Source organism: Propionibacterium cyclohexanicum (assembly GCF_900111365.1).
GTDB classification, from domain to species: Bacteria; Actinomycetota; Actinomycetes; order Propionibacteriales; family Propionibacteriaceae; genus Propionibacterium; species Propionibacterium cyclohexanicum.
This window is the reverse complement of record NZ_FOGZ01000036.1, coordinates 1-16307: the sequence shown is the minus strand read 5'-3', so window position 1 is coordinate 16307 and position 16307 is coordinate 1. Positions and strand designations below refer to the sequence as shown.

Annotated in this window: 15 protein-coding genes, 1 tRNA gene and 1 other RNA gene; 7 read left to right on the top strand and 10 right to left on the bottom strand. The window is 67.0% G+C overall.

The window, feature by feature from the left end; all coding sequences use genetic code 11:
- Positions 1–419: 419 nt before the first annotated feature.
- The 5 genes from BMX93_RS12060 to BMX93_RS12045 form a co-directional block, all read right to left on the bottom strand.
- Positions 420–719 carry a NifB/NifX family molybdenum-iron cluster-binding protein gene (locus BMX93_RS12060; protein ID WP_245725856.1) on the bottom strand — a complete coding sequence of 100 codons (300 nt, stop codon included), beginning with the start codon at positions 717–719 and terminating at the stop codon, positions 420–422.
- A complete protein-coding gene (locus BMX93_RS13360) occupies positions 623–1219 on the bottom strand; it encodes a hypothetical protein (protein ID WP_245725857.1) in 597 nt (198 codons plus the stop codon). The genes BMX93_RS12060 and BMX93_RS13360 overlap by 97 nt, the downstream gene beginning before the upstream one ends.
- A 204-nt stretch (positions 1220–1423) precedes the next feature.
- Positions 1424–2032, bottom strand: a complete 609-nt coding sequence (gene recR / locus BMX93_RS12055; protein WP_091971418.1) for a recombination mediator RecR — start codon at positions 2030–2032, stop codon at positions 1424–1426.
- Between the two features lies 1 nt (position 2033).
- Positions 2034–2342 carry a YbaB/EbfC family nucleoid-associated protein gene (locus BMX93_RS12050; RefSeq protein WP_091971416.1) on the bottom strand — a complete coding sequence of 103 codons (309 nt, stop codon included), beginning with the start codon at positions 2340–2342 and terminating at the stop codon, positions 2034–2036.
- Between the two features lie 229 nt (positions 2343–2571).
- Complete coding sequence (locus tag BMX93_RS12045; RefSeq protein ID WP_245725855.1) at positions 2572–4980, bottom strand: DNA polymerase III subunit gamma and tau; 2409 nt, start codon at positions 4978–4980, stop codon at positions 2572–2574.
- A gap of 191 nt (positions 4981–5171) precedes the next feature.
- Between BMX93_RS12045 and ffs the strand changes: the two genes are divergently transcribed.
- Together ffs and BMX93_RS13000 are read left to right on the top strand one after the other, a co-directional pair.
- Positions 5172–5268, top strand: an RNA gene (gene ffs / locus BMX93_RS12040) — signal recognition particle sRNA small type.
- 260 nt (positions 5269–5528) lie between these two features.
- A complete protein-coding gene (locus BMX93_RS13000) occupies positions 5529–5669 on the top strand; it encodes a hypothetical protein (RefSeq protein ID WP_177170229.1) in 141 nt (46 codons plus the stop codon).
- Between the two features lie 51 nt (positions 5670–5720).
- Here BMX93_RS13000 and ilvA read toward each other — a convergent pair whose 3' ends face one another.
- Positions 5721–6995 (bottom strand): threonine ammonia-lyase IlvA, encoded by a 1275-nt coding sequence (gene ilvA, locus BMX93_RS12035; RefSeq protein ID WP_245725854.1) that lies wholly within the window; start codon positions 6993–6995, stop codon positions 5721–5723.
- Between the two features lie 110 nt (positions 6996–7105).
- Here ilvA and BMX93_RS12030 point away from each other — a divergent pair.
- Positions 7106–7190: transfer RNA gene (locus tag BMX93_RS12030), tRNA-Ser, on the top strand.
- A gap of 77 nt (positions 7191–7267) precedes the next feature.
- A complete protein-coding gene (locus BMX93_RS12025) occupies positions 7268–7513 on the top strand; it encodes a hypothetical protein (protein WP_091971412.1) in 246 nt (81 codons plus the stop codon).
- A gap of 21 nt (positions 7514–7534) precedes the next feature.
- On the opposite strand, the gene BMX93_RS12020 is transcribed toward BMX93_RS12025, so the two are convergent.
- Positions 7535–8182 (bottom strand): response regulator transcription factor, encoded by a 648-nt coding sequence (locus tag BMX93_RS12020; RefSeq protein ID WP_091971424.1) that lies wholly within the window; start codon positions 8180–8182, stop codon positions 7535–7537.
- 80 nt (positions 8183–8262) lie between these two features.
- Positions 8263–9492 carry a sensor histidine kinase gene (locus BMX93_RS12015; protein WP_177170228.1) on the bottom strand — a complete coding sequence of 410 codons (1230 nt, stop codon included), beginning with the start codon at positions 9490–9492 and terminating at the stop codon, positions 8263–8265.
- Positions 9493–9706: 214 nt separating this feature from the next.
- On the opposite strand from BMX93_RS12015, the gene BMX93_RS12010 reads away from it, so the two are divergent.
- Together BMX93_RS12010 and BMX93_RS12005 are read left to right on the top strand one after the other, a co-directional pair.
- A complete protein-coding gene (locus BMX93_RS12010; RefSeq protein ID WP_091971422.1) occupies positions 9707–10225 on the top strand; it encodes an FxLYD domain-containing protein in 519 nt (172 codons plus the stop codon).
- A 172-nt stretch (positions 10226–10397) separates the two neighbouring features.
- Positions 10398–10895: a YciE/YciF ferroxidase family protein gene (locus tag BMX93_RS12005; protein ID WP_091971408.1), complete on the top strand. Its 498-nt coding sequence runs from the start codon at positions 10398–10400 to the stop codon at positions 10893–10895.
- Positions 10896–10930: 35 nt separating this feature from the next.
- On the opposite strand, the gene BMX93_RS12000 is transcribed toward BMX93_RS12005, so the two are convergent.
- Entirely contained in the window at positions 10931–11866 is a 936-nt protein-coding gene (locus BMX93_RS12000) for a family 43 glycosylhydrolase (RefSeq protein ID WP_091971406.1), read from the bottom strand.
- 310 nt (positions 11867–12176) lie between these two features.
- Here BMX93_RS12000 and BMX93_RS11995 point away from each other — a divergent pair, with 310 nt between their 5' ends.
- Complete coding sequence (locus tag BMX93_RS11995) at positions 12177–13235, top strand: adenosine deaminase (protein WP_091971404.1); 1059 nt, start codon at positions 12177–12179, stop codon at positions 13233–13235.
- Positions 13236–13294: 59 nt separating this feature from the next.
- Here BMX93_RS11995 and BMX93_RS11990 read toward each other — a convergent pair whose 3' ends face one another.
- A complete protein-coding gene (locus BMX93_RS11990; RefSeq protein ID WP_091971402.1) occupies positions 13295–16078 on the bottom strand; it encodes an FAD-binding and (Fe-S)-binding domain-containing protein in 2784 nt (927 codons plus the stop codon).
- Positions 16079–16307: the final 229 nt, after the last annotated feature.

The window sequence follows — 16307 nt, the reverse complement described above, 5'->3', positions numbered from 1 at the left end:
CCCTGGGCTTCCGCAACCTCACCAACTACATCGCCAGAAGCCTGCTCGAGACAGGCGGATTCAGACCCCAACTACACCCTCGATTGGGATGAGCCTGTCAAGGTGTGTCCGAAAATGTGACTCTCCATACAATGTCCGGACATGCCCCGGCAGGCACTCGCACCGGCCTGTGGCGCGACCTCTCCGGTGCATCTCGGGGCCAACGGATGTTTGGTCATAATCCCTAGTCAAAGCCCTAATATGTTACTTGGAGGATTGACTGCACAGCGATGTGACCGTGGCTGGAGGTGTCGCACAAGGACTCCGGACGATGTCACCGGGATGCCGTCAGGGCGGCTTCCGGCCCACTGAAATGATCGAAATCGGGCAGAATCGTCCCAAACTATGAGCCAATCTGTTGCTTTGACCGCCGGCCCGGATCAGCCACAGCCTGTCCCCGATCCCGAGCAGGAGCTGGTGCAGTCGCGGGGTGGGAGGGCCCGGCGGGGAATCCGGCCGGCGAAGACATCGGTCACTGCCTCGTTGATCAACCCGTCGGACTCGTAGACATCGATACCCGAGCCCCGCAGGACCATCCTGGGGGACTCCCCGATCTGGTAACACACCAGCGCCCGGCAGTCCTTCAGGACCCCGGCGAGGACCGCCCACCGCCTCGCACCCCCACCCGCCGGGGGCGTCGGGCGCCGTTCCAGAAACCGGGGAGTGACCCGCCCGCCCACATTCGCGTTCTCGTAGATGTCCACGAAATCAGCACCCCCAAATGCTGATTCACCAAGAAACCCTCCTGCGTGCACACCGCCACAAGAGGACGCGGCGCCGACGGCCTCTTCGCCGCCAGCAACCGGTCGATCGCGGACTGGTCATTCTCGTCATCCAGCAAACCCACCGCATCCGCCCGGCACCGCTGGCAATGATTCATCTGCGGCAGAAACACCTCGGCCTGACGCCGCGCCACCGCGATCTCCCCACTACTGGGCGCCAGGCACTCCCCGAACGGAGTGCCCTCCACCGGATACAAGGGCAGATTGTTCATGATGTCCACGCCCAGCCGTTTCGCGAGCTTCGCGACCTCACCCACCCCGTCCAAAGTCACACCCGGCACCAGGATCGTGTTGACCTTCACTGTCACCCCGCGGGCCTTCAACCCCCTGATCGACTCGATCTGACGGGCAAGCAACAACTCCCCGGCCTCCCGGCCCCGATACATAAGGCACCACATCGGGCAACCTCGCGAACCAACCAGCCGCCCCACCGGATGGATTGCAGTTCACCCCGGTCTAGCCAGACCAACCGCAATCCATCCGCATCCACGGGCAAAGCAGCGCGGGATGGAGCGGCGCGAGACGGAGTGAGGCGGAGCGGAGTGTGGCGGTACGAGACATGGCGGCGCAAAACAAGCCACCACATCGGGTGATGTTCCAAGTCAGACGCCCTGATCGACGTACCTTCGGCCACTGAAGGCCCGGCCCAGGGTGACCTCGTCGGCGTACTCCAGATCACCACCGACGGGAAGCCCCGAGGCAAGCCGACTGATCCTGATACCTGGGGTGTCGGCGAGCAGCCTGGAGATGTAGGTGGCGGTGGCGTCGCCCTCGAGATTCGGGTCGGTGGCGAGGATCACCTCACTCACCTGGGGATCCGACAGGCGACGCACCAGCTCGGCGATCCGCAGATCTCCGGGCCCACGCCCATCAATGGGGCTGATCGAACCACCGAGCACGTGGTAAAGACCACGGAACTCCCGGGTGCGCTCGATGGCCACGACGTCCTTCGACTCCTCGACGACACAGATCGAGCCCTGGTCGCGGCGCGGATCCCGGCAGATCCGGCAGGTCTCGGAATCGGTGACGTTGTAGCAGATCGAGCACAGATGGGTGTTGGCCTTGACGGTGCTGAGCACCTGCGCGAGCCGCTCGACGTCCGCCTGGGGTTGCTCGAGTAGCCAGAAGGCGATGCGCTGGGCGCTCTTCGGACCGATCCCGGGCAGCCGTCCGAGCTCGTCGATCAGGTCCTGGACAGGTCCGTCGTACACGTCACAGACCCAGCGATCCCAGGTTCGGCATCACATTCTGGGCATGGGACGTGGCCTGCGAGGTGGCGTCGCGCACCGCAGCCACGATGATGTCGGCAAGCCCCTCCGGGTCTTTGGGATCGATGGCTTGTGGCTTGATGACCAAGCCGACCAGCTCCCCGCTGCCCTTGACGGTGGCCTCGACGAGGCCACCGCCGGCCGAACCACTGAATGTGGCCTTCTCGAGGTCCTTCTGGGCCTGCTGCAGCTGGGCCTGCACCTGCTGCGCCTGCTGCAGCAGGGCATTCATGTCCATGCCTTCGGGGAACATCGGGCTGCCTTTCGCGGTAGGTCTGCGTACTGCCCGTGCCGGGCAGGTCATTCTGCGTGCTGCCCGTGCCGGGCAGGTCATTCTGCGTGCTGCCCGTGCCGGGCAGGTCATTCTGCGTGCTGCCCGTGCCGGGCAGGTCATCGTCGCCATGGTACGTGTCGATCCCCAAAGCGATCTCCCGGCAACGCCGGGAGATCGCCGAGTCCAGGCCGGCTCAGTCCAGGCCGGCTCAGTTCAGGTCCTCCTCGGAGAGGATCTCGGCGTCCAGTTCATCGATGAGCAGCTGGGTCGCCGACTTGCCGCTCTCGTCGACCGAGATGTCGTCCCTGCTGGGCACGTCGCCTGGATCGACTCCAGGGAACTCATCGGGATCATCGCGTGGTTCACGCGGCGGCTCGTCCGGGTAACCTCCGAAATGGCCGGGGTGGGCAGGCCGTGAGATGTCGTGCCCCGGCTGGTCGCCCCCGGCGGCCGGCGACGCGTCCGGCCCATAGGCGAGCTCGTGACGCTGCTGGGACGGCCTGGCCGGACGCTGCTGGGAGGGGACATGCCGCCGACCCGGCGTGCCCTGCTGCGCAGGTCCGTCGCCCTGTGAGGAGGCGGGGGCTGGTGCCCAGCCAGCCTGCGCCTCTGGCACGCGCTGAACCGGCGGGGCCTGGCGGGTGGGGTCAGCAGGCACCTCGGGCACTGAAAGCTCTCGCTCCTGGTGACCAGCGGACCGCTGGTGAGGAGCCGCTTCCCGGCTGGCCTGCCCGATCGCGGCTGCACCATCGACCACCGTGCTCACCTTCAGGTCGGCGCCCAGCACCTCAATGAGGCAGTCGCGCAGTACATCGGCCGAACCGCTCGAACCGAAACTGTCCCGGGCTCCGGTGGAGTTGAAGGCGAGTGTCAGGCCGCCGGCGTCGACGCCGAGCACCTGGGCATTCTGGCTCAGCAGGATCCACGCGAACCTGCGACGCGCCTTCACGGCCGTGAGCACCTCGGGCCACAGGCGCCGCACTTCGGGTGTCCCCAGATGCGCGGCACCGGTCGGCGTCTCTGCTGACTGATCGACATGGCGGGGCGGGAAATCGATAGGGGTGGCCGGGGATCCGTTGGGCTGCGTCACGGGGGCGGGTGACACCGGGGCCTGCGCGGTTACCCGGTGCACGGCCCGTTCCCGGTGCGCAGATTCCGCAACCGCAGCGGATCGGGGCGCCGCGACGTGACCGGACTCCCCGGCGGGCGCCGCGGCGTGACCTGAGGCGGCGCGACCGGATCCACCGGCGCAGGGCACATCGCCGGGCGGGACGGCCTCTGCCGTCGGCGCCCGCGGCACGGTCGGGGCGGGCTCCTCGGGCCAGGAGGACGCCTGAACGGCAGTGTCGCGCGGCGTTGTCTCCGATGACGGCCCGGGTGTGCCCGCCACAGCGCCGGTGACTCCCACCCGGCGCTCCAGGCGGTCGAGGCGGGCATGCACGCCTCGCGCCCCGGCATCGGCTCCGGGCAGCAGCACCCGGGCACACATGAGTTCCAGATGCAGGCGAGGTGCTGTGGTACCCCTCATCGAGGTGAGGCCGGTGGCAATGACCTCGGCAGCCCGGGTGAGCTCGCCAGCGCCCAGCCCCGCCGCCTGCCGGACGAAACGTTCGGCCTGGTCGGACGGGGCGTCGATGAGTCCCGAGGTGATCGCATCGGGCACCTGGGCGACGATCACCAGGTCGCGTAGGCGTTGCAGGAGATCCTCTGCGAAGCGGCGGGGTTCCTGGCCGGTCTCGATGACCTTGTCGATGGTGGCGAACACGCCCGACGCATCACCGGCCGCGATGGCATCGACCATCTCGTCGAGCAGGGCCTCAGGGGTGAAGCCCAGCAGTGCCGTGGCCTGTGCATAGCTGACGCCGCCGTCGCCCGCCGCACCGAGCAGCTGGTCCAGCACCGACAGGGAGTCACGCACCGAGCCGGCCCCAGCGCGCACCACCAGCGGGAGCACCCCTGGCTCGACATGCACATTCTCCTGCTGGCAGATCTCGCCCAGATAGCTGCCCAGCAGCTTCGGCGGCACCAGGCGGAACGGGTAGTGGTGGGTGCGCGAGCGGATGGTGCCGATCACCTTGTCGGGCTCCGTGGTGGCGAAGATGAACTTCACATGGGGCGGGGGCTCCTCGACCACTTTGAGCAGGGCGTTGAAGCCCTCCTTGGTGACCATATGGGCCTCATCGATGATGTACACCTTGAACCGGGCATAGGCGGGTGCGAAATAGACCCCCTCGCGCAGCTCCCTGGCGTCGTCGACCCGGCCGTGCGAGGCCGCGTCGATCTCGATGACATCGATGCTGCCCGAACCGCCGGTGGCCAGCTCGCGGCAGGAACGGCAGTGGCCGCAGGGGGTGGGCGTGGGGCCCTCTTCGCAGTTGAGGCAACGGGCCAGGATCCGAGCGCTGGTGGTCTTGCCGCAGCCGCGGGGTCCGCTGAACAGATATGCGTGATTGACGCGGTTGTTCGCGATCGCTCGCTGCAGTGGCACGGTGACGTGCTCCTGGCCGATCACCTGCTCGAAGGTGTCGGGCCGGTAACGCCGGTAGAGGGCCAGTGGACTGTCCTGCTCGGGCGCATCGGCACCGGCTGCGTCAGCCTCGACGCCGCTGCCGGGCATCGCGCCCCCCATCTCCGGATCGACTTCCACCCTCACAGAGTATGCGGGGCCACTGACACTCGCATGACGGTTGCGCGGGCGGGTGGACGAGCCAGCGGCCGATGTCCCGCCGCTGAGCCCAGCCGACCCACTGAGCCCAGCCGACGACGAGGCTGTTTGCCTTTCGGCCTCGCGGCACCGTTACACTGGGTCCAGGTCCTCCGCGCGGCGGTACCTCGCCCAATTCCCCCAGGGTCGGAAGGCAGCAAGGGTAAGTGAGCTCTGCTGGGTGCGCGGGGGGCCGCCTTGCGTCTGAGGGCGCCGCTTCGTCGGGGCCTCCTGTCGTCTGGGCCTCCTGTCGTCTGGGCCTCCTGTCGTCTGTGGGCGCCGCTTCGGCATGAGGCCGCCGCCCATGAGATCCCTGTGGGTGCACGACCAGCCGTGACCCGACCAGCAGGGACCCGAGATGACGAGGACTCGCACACAGTGCCACGATGGTTCGTGAACGGTCACGCACCCCAGCCGGACGCGACCGCGCCATGTCATGTCAATCCTGAGGACGGTATGCGATGAGCAAGAATGACGGAGTTGCCGGACCCGGAGGCCCGATCGCCCGGCTCGACGGTGCGCCGCTGACAGCACTGGGCATCACCTCGGTCGTGATCTTCTTCATCGCGCTCGTCGTGATCTCGCTCATTTTCGGGCAGTGAGCCGCTGACCGGCGCGATGGGCTCGGCCCGCGCGCCGGCTCGCAGCGCCGCTCAGACGAGCATGCGATAGATCGCGGTGTCGGGCTCGAGTACCTCCACATCGAGGGGCGAGGAGATCATCCGTGCCCACAGGGACGGATAACTGCGCGGATCACCCAGCTCGATACCGACCAGTGCCGGTCCGGTCTCGCGATCGGAGTGCTTGGTGTACTCGAAGACGATGATGTCGTCGTCCGGGCCAAGGACCTCGTTGAGGAAGCGGCGCAGCGCCCCCGGTTCCTGGGGAAAATCCACCAGGAAGTAGCGCCGCCGGCCCTCGTGCACCGCAGCGCGCTCGATGACCTCTGCGTAGCGTGAGACGTCGTTGTTCCCGCCGCTGAGCACGATCACGACATCGGTGCCGGGATCCAGGCGAAAGGCGTTCGGCTCATCGGCGGTGCTCAGCGCAGACGCCGCGAGCGCGCCAGCTGGCTCGGCGATGACCCCGTCGACCTGGTACATCGAGAGCATCTCCTGACAGACCCGGCCCTCAGGAACGCTCACCAGCTCCGGATCCACGTCGGCGCACACCTTGTAGGTGAAGTCGCCGACGCGGGCGACGGCGGCACCGTCGACGAATGTGTCCAGCTGGGTCAGCGTCACGGGATGACCTGCGGCCAGGGCCGGAGCCAGGCTCGCCGCCCCGGCAGGCTCGACAGCGACGATCCGGGTCTGGGGGCAGTGGATCCGCAGCCACGCCCCGCATCCCGCGAGCAGCCCGGCTCCCCCCACTGGCACCACGATCACATCGGGGGCATGCCCCAGCTGTTCGAGAACCTCGCGGGCGATGGTGCCCTGCCCCGCGGCGGTGAGGGGCGCGTCGAAGGCGGGCACCATGACGGCCCCACTGCGCTCGGAATAGCCACGGGCCGCTTCGGCCGCGATGTCGTAGGAGTCCCCGGCGACCACGAGTTTCACGTGCCCATTGCCGAAGAACTGGATGCGTTCGCGCTTCTGCCGGGGAGTGGTGGTCGGAACGCACACCGTGCCAGGGATCCCGAGCCGGGCACAGACCCACGCGACTCCTTGGCCGTGGTTCCCGGCGGAGGCGCAGACCACGCCTGCGGCCCGCTGAACGGGGGTGAGGGAGTTGATGAAGTTGTAGGCGCCGCGCAGCTTGTAGCTGCGCACCGGCTGCAGATCCTCGCGCTTGATCCAGACCCGGGCTCCCTGAGCCGCCGAGAGACGCTCGTTGAGCTGTAGTGGCGTCATCACGCTCACATCGGCCAGCACCTGCGCTGCACGGTCGACCTGTTCTGCCAATTCGCGGATCACGGGGTTGCTCACCGCAACATTGTGGCCGAACGCCCAGTGTCCTCCCAGCACCGCGCGGGGCGTGGGCGTGCGGGCCGTCGCCGATTCGTTGGCCTCCCCAGGCGCCTGATACTGTGTCCGGCGGAGGATTCGCCTAGAGGCCTATGGCGCTCGCTTGGAAAGCGGGTTGGGTTCACGCCCTCACGAGTTCGAATCTCGTATCCTCCGCACATGAGCCCCGAAACCGCTTGCGATGCGCGGTTTCGGGGCTTCTTGCGGGAAGCCACGTCTTCTAGACTCTTCGCATGGCCCTCACACGCGACGACATGATCGACATCCTCGCCGAGGCGGACCCGGTGGGGCTCATCGCGCGTGGCGCACCGCGGAACGAATACGCTGCTGAGGCGGAGTCGATCCTCGCCCTTCAGGGCCACCCGCAACTCACCGAGATCACCGATGTCTTCGCTGTGAGCTTCAGCGAACCGGGGGTGTGCACCCGCGAGACCGCTCGATGGATCGCCGAGGAGATGGTCCGGCGCGCCGGACGGTGAGGAAGATCCCTCCCGAACGGCTCAGGATGCCCGCAACAACCCTGCCCGCTCCGCCAAGACCGCGACCAGCACCCGATTGCTGACCCCGAGTTTCGTCTGGATGGTCGACAGATGCGACTTGACCGTCGCCTCCGACAGATACAGCTCAGCGCCGATGGCGCCATTGGTCAGTCCCCGTCCGACGCCGACGGCCACCTCTCGCTCGCGGGCGGTGAGGCTCGCGACGGCCCGCACGGCCTGGAGGTGCTGCTCGCCTGCAGACTCCCTGCCCAGCTGATCGAGCAACCGCCGGGTACTGCGCGGCGAGAGAACGGCATCGCCTGCCATGACCGAGCGGATGGCCCCGAAGATCTCCTGGGGCGAGGAGGTCTTCAGCAGAAAGCCGGACGCCCCTGCCTCGATCGACTTCATCACCGCATCGTCCACGTCCCAGGTCGTCAGCGCAATGACATAGGGCGGATCGGGCAACGCGCGGATGCTCGTGGTGGCCTCGATGCCATCCATCCGCGGCAGGCCAAGATCCATGAGCACGACATCCACCGAGTGGCTCCGCGCCGCCGCGATCGCCTCTTCGCCGTCGCGGGCCGTGGCGACCACCTCGCAGTCCTCTGCGCTTTCCAGCAGGAATGTCAGTCCGGTCACCAACAAGGGGTCGTCATCGACGACCATCACGCGGATCGGCACGCCCGCATCCTATGGCGTGGCGCCGACAATCTCTGCTCAGTGCACGCCCAAGGCCGTCATCCGGCTCAACCCAGCTGCCATGGCAGCGTGACGTGCACCCGGAACTGGTCGGCATCGAGCCCGTACTTCAGGGTGCCCCCCAGCAGTTCGGCGCGCTCGCTGATTCCCTTGAGCCCTCGCGATGACCCGGACGCCGCGGCCTGGTCGGGAACATAGCGATTGTGGGCATCGATGGTGACACCCTCGGCGGGACTGCCATTGACAGTGAGGTAGACCTGCTCGCGTGGGGCGTGCTTACGCGCATTGGTGAGCAGCTCCTGGACGATGCGATATACCGCCCTGGTCAGCGGCTCGGGAGCGCTGGCGGCGTCCTGGACGAAGATCGAGGAGCTCAGCCGCTGCCCAGCGCCAAAGGACTCCTGGACCACTGTCGCAAGGTCAGTCAGCGAGACAGCTGGCTGCTCGGCTCCGACGGGCTCGCGCAGCACGCTGAGCAGCGAGCGCAGATCATCCATTGCCGCACCAGCATTGCTTCGTACCAGATGGGCTGCCTCGGCAACCCGTGGGTCACTTCCGGCATTCGCCTCCAGGGCCCCGGCGTACATGGACAGCAGCGAGAGCCGATGCCCCATCGCATCGTGTACCTCCCGCGCGATCCGCTCCCGCTCATCGTGGCGAGCCAGCTCGTCACCGAGCTGCCCCGAGACAGCCTTCTCGGCCTGCACCGCGACAGTGGCGCTTGCGGCTTCGCGCCGTGAGCGCACCAGCAGTCCCGCGCCGATCGAGATGCCAAGCCCGAGCACGAAGACGGCCAAGAGCTGTGCCCAGCTGAGCTGTGCGTTCTGTGCCGGGTCAGCCTGTGTGGGGCCGAGCAGCGATTTGAGGGCAGACGCCGCCCTGGGCTGGGCCAGCGCATCCCGGCCGATCACCCACGCGCTCGTGAGGGCAACTCCGGCCGTCGTCCACCACACCGCCGGGCCCCGCCGCCGTCCGATGAGCGTCGCCAGGGCCACCAACGGCAGGCTGTTGCCGATCGGCAGGAACACCGAGACGGCCGCCATGACATGGGTGCAGAGGAACGGTGTGCGGTGTCGCCAGAACAGCATGACCGGCAGCGCCATGGCAGTGAGCAGAAGCAGGCCAGGGAAGGCTCCTGAGCCGCCCCGCTCCATCTGCCACATGGGCGGTGAGTAGGCGACGCTCAGGAGGCTCAGCAGGACGGTCGCCAGGACATAGAGCACAGATCGCCACCACGGTGGCCGGGTATCCGCGCCGACCTTGTCGAAACTCGTCACAGCCGAATCGTAGGACCGCTGACAGACGGAAATCCCCGGCCTTTCGGCTGGGATGCGCTCGTCAATAACCATCCGATCGGCCAGCAATCAATGACCGGTCAGCCGATGCGCCGCACAGAGCGCGGGCAGTGAACTGAGTTCGTAATGAAGGCCCCCGCACAGGAGTGACGACATGTCTCAGGAACCACAGCACTATTCAGATCAGCAGCCCTCGATGTATCCCGGAAACCCGGCACCTGCCCCCGTCAAGCGGAAGAAGCCGTGGTATAAGCGGTTCTGGGTCTGGCTGCTCATCGTCGTCGCTTTCATCGTCGTGGTGGTGAATATCAACCACGGCGGCTCGGCCAGCACGGCCCCCGCCGCGAGCCAGTCGGCAGCCTCCTCGGCAGCGGGACAGCCAGCCACGGCACAGGCCGCCCCCGAGTCCAGCAAGGCGGCCCCGGCATCCAAGGCACAGGACAAGCTGACCCTCGACGACGGATGGACACTCGACAAGTCGAACCAATTCGCTGCGTACGTGAACGGCTATGTCACGAACAACACCGACAAGCCCATCAACGATTATGTCCAGATCACCTTCGATGCTCTCGACGCCCAAGGCGCGAATCTCGGCACCTGCCTGGCGAATACGAACACCATCGACGCTCACGGAAAGTGGAAGTTCCAGGCCCTCTGCAGCGGTTCCGCCGACGAAGTCGCGACGGTACGTCTGAAGGAGATCAGCGGCTTCTGAGCGATCCGCACGGACCTCGCAGGAGACCAGCTGAGCTGCGTGGTGATCGGCACCGGCACCGCAGAGGTGCTGGCGCCGATCACCACGCAGCCACGCCGAGACCGACGCGATGATTGGGCGCCCGTAGGCACGGGTAACACACCGGTACCCACGAGCAAAGGAGCTGCTGGTCATGGCCGGAAAGAATCTGGATGCACTGTTCTTCGACACCCTGCGCGACATCTACTACGCCGAGAACCACATAGTGAAGACACTTCCCAAGCTCGAGAAGACGGCCGTCTCCGATGAGCTGAAGGAGGCCTTCGCCACCCATACGAAAGAGACGGACGAGCAGATCAAGCGTCTGCAGAAGGTTTTCGAGCTGCTGGATCGCAAGCCCACATCGAAACGCTGCGAGGCGATCGACGGCATCCTGTCCGAGGGCGATGAGATCATCGGCTCCTTCGCCGGCAGCGCCGTACTGGACGACGGGCTGATCTCATCCGCGCAGGCGGTCGAGCACTACGAGATCGCGCGCTACACGGCCCTGGGCCGATGGGCGAAGGCGCTTGGACTCAGCGACGCGGTCACCCTGCTGGGCGAAACCCTCGACGAGGAAGTGCGCACCGACAAGCTGCTCAACAAGATCGCCGATGTCGAGCTGAAGGCGAAGGCCGCCAAGAAGCCCTGAGGAGGACCCGAACCGGCCTTCGCCTCACTCCGTCCTCAGCGTGCGGCGGCCTCGTCGAGCGGAGACCATTCGTCGCGCCACTCGAGTTCGGCGTGCCCATCGTGAAGGGTCAGCGGCAACCATACGAGCGGGGAATTGAACAGATCTGCCTTGCGCCAGCGATCGGCGGCGAACAGGAAGTGGTCCCCGCCCAAGGGCACGACAACGCTCACCTGGGAGTCAAAGGTGTGCGTCCCCACGGGGGCGATGTCCCGCCAGGGCGTCCAGGGTCCCTCAAGCGCGGTGGCCACACTGTACTTGTTGTCGTTGGTGTTCCAGCCGGTCAGATCCGATCCGAAGAGGTAGTAGATGCCCTCGTGCTTGACCACGGTGGGGGACTCGTAGCCGAGCTCGGGGCGGTCCTGCTGGCGCACGGTGACGATCTCGGCCTCCACCCCGAGGTAGTCGGGACGAAGTCGGTAGATGTGGGTGCCGTTGTCCCGGTCCTCGGAGAGCAGATATCCCACCCCGTCCTCCTGATAGACGCCGATATCGCGGCTCAGGTGACCGAGCGGACGCTCGCTGGAGACAAGTTCGAAGGGACCCTCGGGGGTGTCGGCCAGCGCGTAGCCGACCCGAGCGTAACCATAGTCGGCCGTGTCGAGATGGAGGAAGAGCACCCAGCGGCCGTCGGAACGCTGCAGCGCCTTCGGGCGCTCCACCACTCGGTCGGGGCCCAGCTCGCCGCTTCCAGCAGTCAGCGCGTCACCCTCGAAATGCCAGTTGACCAGGTCCGTCGAGGTGTAGACCGCGACCGAGGTGAACAGTCCCCCACCCGACTTCTCCTCGCCCCACGCATACCAGCGCGATCCGACTCGCTGAATCCCTGCTGCATGGAGCTGAGCCGGCTTGCCCCGGTCGTCGAGGGGCAAGGTGCCAGGGCGGATGAGTGTCTGGGGTGTGTCGGTTCGCGCCGCACTGTCGGTGCTCATGTGAAGGATCTCCTGTCCGGACACTCGCTGTCCGTCTGCGGGAATAGTCATCACCGGACCGCCGATCACTCGGCAACCGGCTCCGGCTTGGCTGGCGAGCGCCTGCACCGTCGCATGTTTGCGCAACCACTCGTGCTGGCATCACTCTACCCGGGACTGCCCGCCACCATCAATGCGGCGACGAGACTCAGCTAGAAAGGTCCGGGAACGATGACGCGTGCCTCACGTAAGAGGGTCCGCGTAGTTCTCTGGGGAGATGAGCTGGGAGTTGTCTGCCGGGCGTCCGTCGCGGGGAGCTAACCTCAAGGTCATGCCACCCGGACGCAGAGATCTCGACCTGCTGCCCAAGGCGCACCTGCATCTGCACTTCACCGGCTCTCTCGACGTGCCGACACTCGCCGAGCTGGCCAGGGAGCAGGGCATACCCATGGCCGACTTTCTCGTTGACGAGGACCCCCTGACCGTGCCGCTCACCGCGCGCGGCTGGTGGCGCTTCCAGCGCAGCTACGACATCGCGCGTCATGCCGTGGTCTCCGAGCAGGCCATGCGCCGGGTGGTGCGCACGGCAGCTCACAACGACGCGATCCAGGGTTCTCGCCGCACCGAGATCCAGGTGGACCCCACCAGCTACGCGCCCTATGTCGGGGGCATCATCAATGCCCTGGAGATCGTGCTGAACGAGGCGCGCCTCGCCTCCCAGGCCGAGCACATCCAGCTCGGAGTGATCGTTGCCGCATCGCGGACCCGCCACCCGATGGAAGCGCGCGTGCTGGCCCGGCTGGCGGCCCGCCATGGGGGCGAGGCGCCCGGCGGGGTGATCGGCTTCGGCCTGTCGAACGACGAATCCGAAGGCGACACCGCGGAATTCGGCCCGGCCTTCCGGATCGCCCGCAAGGCCGGGCTGCCAGGCGTACCCCACGCGGGGGAAACCTGCGGGGCCGAGCACATCGCCGTGGTGCTCGACACATTGCATCCCACCCGGATCGGGCACGGGGTACACGCGGCCGACGATCCGGTCCTCCTGCACCGGATCGTCGAGGCCGGTATCGCGCTGGAGATCAACCCAGCCTCCAATGTCTGCCTGGGCGTCTACCCTGACACCGCGAGCGTCCCGCTGCGCACTCTCGTGGACGCCGGGGCCCAGATCGCTCTCGGTGCCGATGATCCCCTGCTCTTCCTGTCCGGGCTCAACGACCAGTACCGCATCGCCCGCGAGGTGCACGGGTTCAGCGATGCCGAACTTGCCGAGCTCGCCCGGTCGAGCATCCGGGCGTCCTTCGCATCGGACGCCGACAAGAGGACATGGCTCGCCGAGGTGGATGCCTGGCTGGCCGCCGAACCGGTCGGCCTGCTCGAAGCCAGCGCCTGAGCCGCAGCTCGGGCCCAGCAAAACCCGGGCCCGAGCCAGCGCACTGCCTGAGGAGCGCCTCACAGATGCTCGGCAAGCACCTCCAACACGTGCCGGTAGGGGTGGCCGGTGGCGCGCGTCATCCCCATCTCACAGGTGCGGTTGGCCGAGACGTACTCGTCGAAATGCCGCGAGTTCACCTCTGCGGTCTCCCGGCGGGTGGCCGAGGCGGTCAGTTCCGGATGGAGCAGCCCGCGGTCCCCGGCGAATGCGCAGCAGCCGGCGTCGACCGGGACGACGACGTCATCGCTCACTGCCTGGGCGCAGGTCACCGCGTCGGGGACGCAGCCGAGGTGGACCATCGAACAGGTCGGGTGAATGACGATCGACCCGGCCGAGCTGGTGAACGTGAGCTTGTCGAGGACGTGCTTGGCCACCCAGGTGGTGGTGTCCATGACGGTGACTTTCTTCCACTGGCCGGCCTTCTCGGCACTGAGGTGGTCGGCCAGACCATCGAGGCCATGCGTGCAGCTCGCCGCATCGCAGACGACCGGCAGCCGGCCCTGCTCGGTGGACTCCCACAGCGCGTCGAAGACCTTGTCGGCCATCGTGTCGGCGCCGTCCACGAAGCCCTTGGAGATCCACAGCGTGCCGCAGCACAGGCCGCCGAGGCCCTGGGGTACCCGGGCGTGCTGTCCGGCCCGGGCGACGAGCTTCTCGAAGGCCGCCTCGGCGCCGTGGCCGGGGCCGCGCTGGGCCGGCGCGAACAGCTCTCCCATGCAGCTGGCGAAGTAGACGAAGTCGTCCTGAGGGGTCGCCGCAGCCCGGGGGCGCCGGGGCCCGGCAGCAGGAAGGTCGTCCCCGACCAGCGGGATGACGTCCTTGGGGAGCACGCTCCTGGCAGCGGTGGTCACCCCGGTGACGAGCGGGGAGGGGATCTTGTCCACGACGTTCAGTGCTCCCCGAAGGCCGGAGATCGTCGGACCCCAGTTCTTCGCCGCCACCACCATGGCCTTCTTCGCCGGCGTGGTGTGGCGCTCGGCACGGAAGCGCTTCATGAAGACGCCGGTGTCAATGCGGACCGGACAGGCGATGTAGCACAGCGAGTCGACAGCGCAGGTGTCGACCGCCTCATAGCCGTAGTCCTTGCGGATCTCGGCCGCCTGCTCGGCCGGCAGTTCCTGCTCTGCGCGCAGCAGCGCGATCCTGCGGCGCGGTGTCGTGGTGAGATCGGCCGAGGGGCAGGTGGGCTCGCAGTAGCCGCATTCGACGCAACGGTCAACGAAGTCGTCGACCGGGGGCATTCTCTTGAGATCGCGCAGATGGCCTTGCGGGTCATCGCTGAGCAGCGTCCCCGGGTTGAGGACGGCGCCAGGATCGCACAGCACCTTGATCTGCTTCATGACCTCGTACAACTCGCTGCCGAACTGCCGCTCGACGAAGGGGGCCATCACTCGCCCGGTGCCGTGTTCGGCCTTGAGGGTGCCCTGATGGGAGAGCACGACGTTGACCATGTCCTCGGTGAAGGCGGCATAGTTCTCGGTCTGTGCCTCGTCTCGCCAATCGGCGGTCACCATGAAGTGGATGTTGCCGTCCTTCGCGTGGCCGAAGATGACGGCCTCGTCGTAGCCATGCCGGGCGAACGACTCCCGCAGCTCGGCAGCCGTCTGGGTGAGCGAGGCGACGGGAACTGCGATGTCCTCCAGCAGATTGGTGGTGCCGGCGGGACGGGCACCGGCAACCGAGGTGTACAGCCCCTTGCGCAGCTGCCAGAGGTTGTTGCGCTCGCGCAGATCCTTGGTGAACCGTGGGGCGTCGGGGATGGGCAGCGAGCCGAGCACGCCGTTGAGGGCATCCATCCGGTCGGCAAGATCCTTCTCGTCATCGGCGTTGGCCTCGATGAGGAGGGCGGCGTGCTGGCGCACGCTGAGATTGGCCAGCTCCGGGGTGGCCTCCGGATAGCTCTGCACCACGCGCAGGCTCGCCGCGTCCATGAGCTCCAGGCAGTTGGCGCCGTTCGTCACCAAGTCCTGCAGCGCATCGGTGGCGATCGACAGTTCCGGGACGATGAGCAGCGCGGTGGCCGCGTGCTTGTGGATGGGCACGGTGCGGAAGGTGGCTTCCGCGACGAAGCCGAGGGTGCCCTCCGAGCCGATGAGGAGGTGCTCGAGGATGTGCACCGGCTCGTCGTGGTCGACGAAACTGTTCACCCCGTAACCCATGACGTTCTTCATGGCGTACTGCTGGGCAATCCTGGCAACCGAGTCGGGGTTCGAGCGGACCCGGTCACGCAGCGCCGCGAGGCCCTCCCACAGCTCGGGCTCGTCGCGGTGCAAGCGCTCATCGGCGTCCGGCGTGGAGGTGTCGATAACGGTACCGCTCGGCAGCACCGCCACCAGCGAGTCGAGGGTGCGGTAGGTATTGAGCTGGGTGCCGCAGGCCATTCCCGAGGAGTTGTCGGACACCACACCGCCCACAGTGCACGCGATCTCGCTGGCCGGGTCAGGACCAAGCTTGCGGCCATAGCGCACCAGGTGGGCATTGACATTGCGGATCGTGGCGCCGGGCTGACAGCGGACGCGCTCACCATTGTCGAGCACGGTGACCCGGCGGAAGTTCTTGCGCACGTCGAGCAGGACGGAGTCGCTGAGCGCTTGGCCGGACAGGCTCGTGCCGCCGGAGCGGAAGGTGACGTGCTTGTGATCGCGGTGCGCCTGGGCCATCACCTGGGCGACCTGCGCGGTATCTGACGCCGTGATGACCACCTCGGGAATGAGAAGGTAGTGCGATGCGTCATGAGCCATCGACACCCGGTCGATGAGCCGCCTGGTACCCAGGTTCTGGTTGATCGCTGTGGTCGGCATGAAGTCTCCTGTCCGGTGCGGTATCCGGCGTTCCGCACATCGACATCTCCTGCTGGCTCGCCCGGCGGTGGGGCCGCGGGTTCGTCATTGGTCCTACCAATCGTAGGACGAGATGAGCGGGTCAGCATCTTCTTGGGCTCATCCCAATCGAGGGTGTAGTTGGGGTCTGAATCCGCCTGTCTCGAGCAGGCTTCTGGCGATGTAGTTGGTGAGGTTGCGGAAGCCCAGG

Bases quoted from the DNA above. Each gene is read 5' to 3' on its own strand.
- BMX93_RS13000 (WP_177170229.1), top strand. From the start codon at position 5,529: ATGAGCAAGAATGACGGAGTTGCCGGACCCGGAGGCCCGATCGCCCGG.
- BMX93_RS12020 (WP_091971424.1), bottom strand. From the start codon at position 8,182: ATGGTCGTCGATGACGACCCCTTGTTGGTGACCGGACTGACATTCCTG.
- BMX93_RS12025 (WP_091971412.1), top strand. From the start codon at position 7,268: ATGGCCCTCACACGCGACGACATGATCGACATCCTCGCCGAGGCGGAC.
- BMX93_RS13360 (WP_245725857.1), bottom strand. From the start codon at position 1,219: ATGTGGTGCCTTATGTATCGGGGCCGGGAGGCCGGGGAGTTGTTGCTT.
- BMX93_RS12010 (WP_091971422.1), top strand. From the start codon at position 9,707: ATGTATCCCGGAAACCCGGCACCTGCCCCCGTCAAGCGGAAGAAGCCG.
- BMX93_RS11990 (WP_091971402.1), bottom strand. From the start codon at position 16,078: ATGCCGACCACAGCGATCAACCAGAACCTGGGTACCAGGCGGCTCATC.
- BMX93_RS12045 (WP_245725855.1), bottom strand. From the start codon at position 4,980: ATGCCCGGCAGCGGCGTCGAGGCTGACGCAGCCGGTGCCGATGCGCCC.
- BMX93_RS12005 (WP_091971408.1), top strand. From the start codon at position 10,398: ATGGCCGGAAAGAATCTGGATGCACTGTTCTTCGACACCCTGCGCGAC.
- BMX93_RS12050 (WP_091971416.1), bottom strand. From the start codon at position 2,342: ATGTTCCCCGAAGGCATGGACATGAATGCCCTGCTGCAGCAGGCGCAG.
- BMX93_RS11995 (WP_091971404.1), top strand. From the start codon at position 12,177: ATGCCACCCGGACGCAGAGATCTCGACCTGCTGCCCAAGGCGCACCTG.
- BMX93_RS12000 (WP_091971406.1), bottom strand. From the start codon at position 11,866: ATGAGCACCGACAGTGCGGCGCGAACCGACACACCCCAGACACTCATC.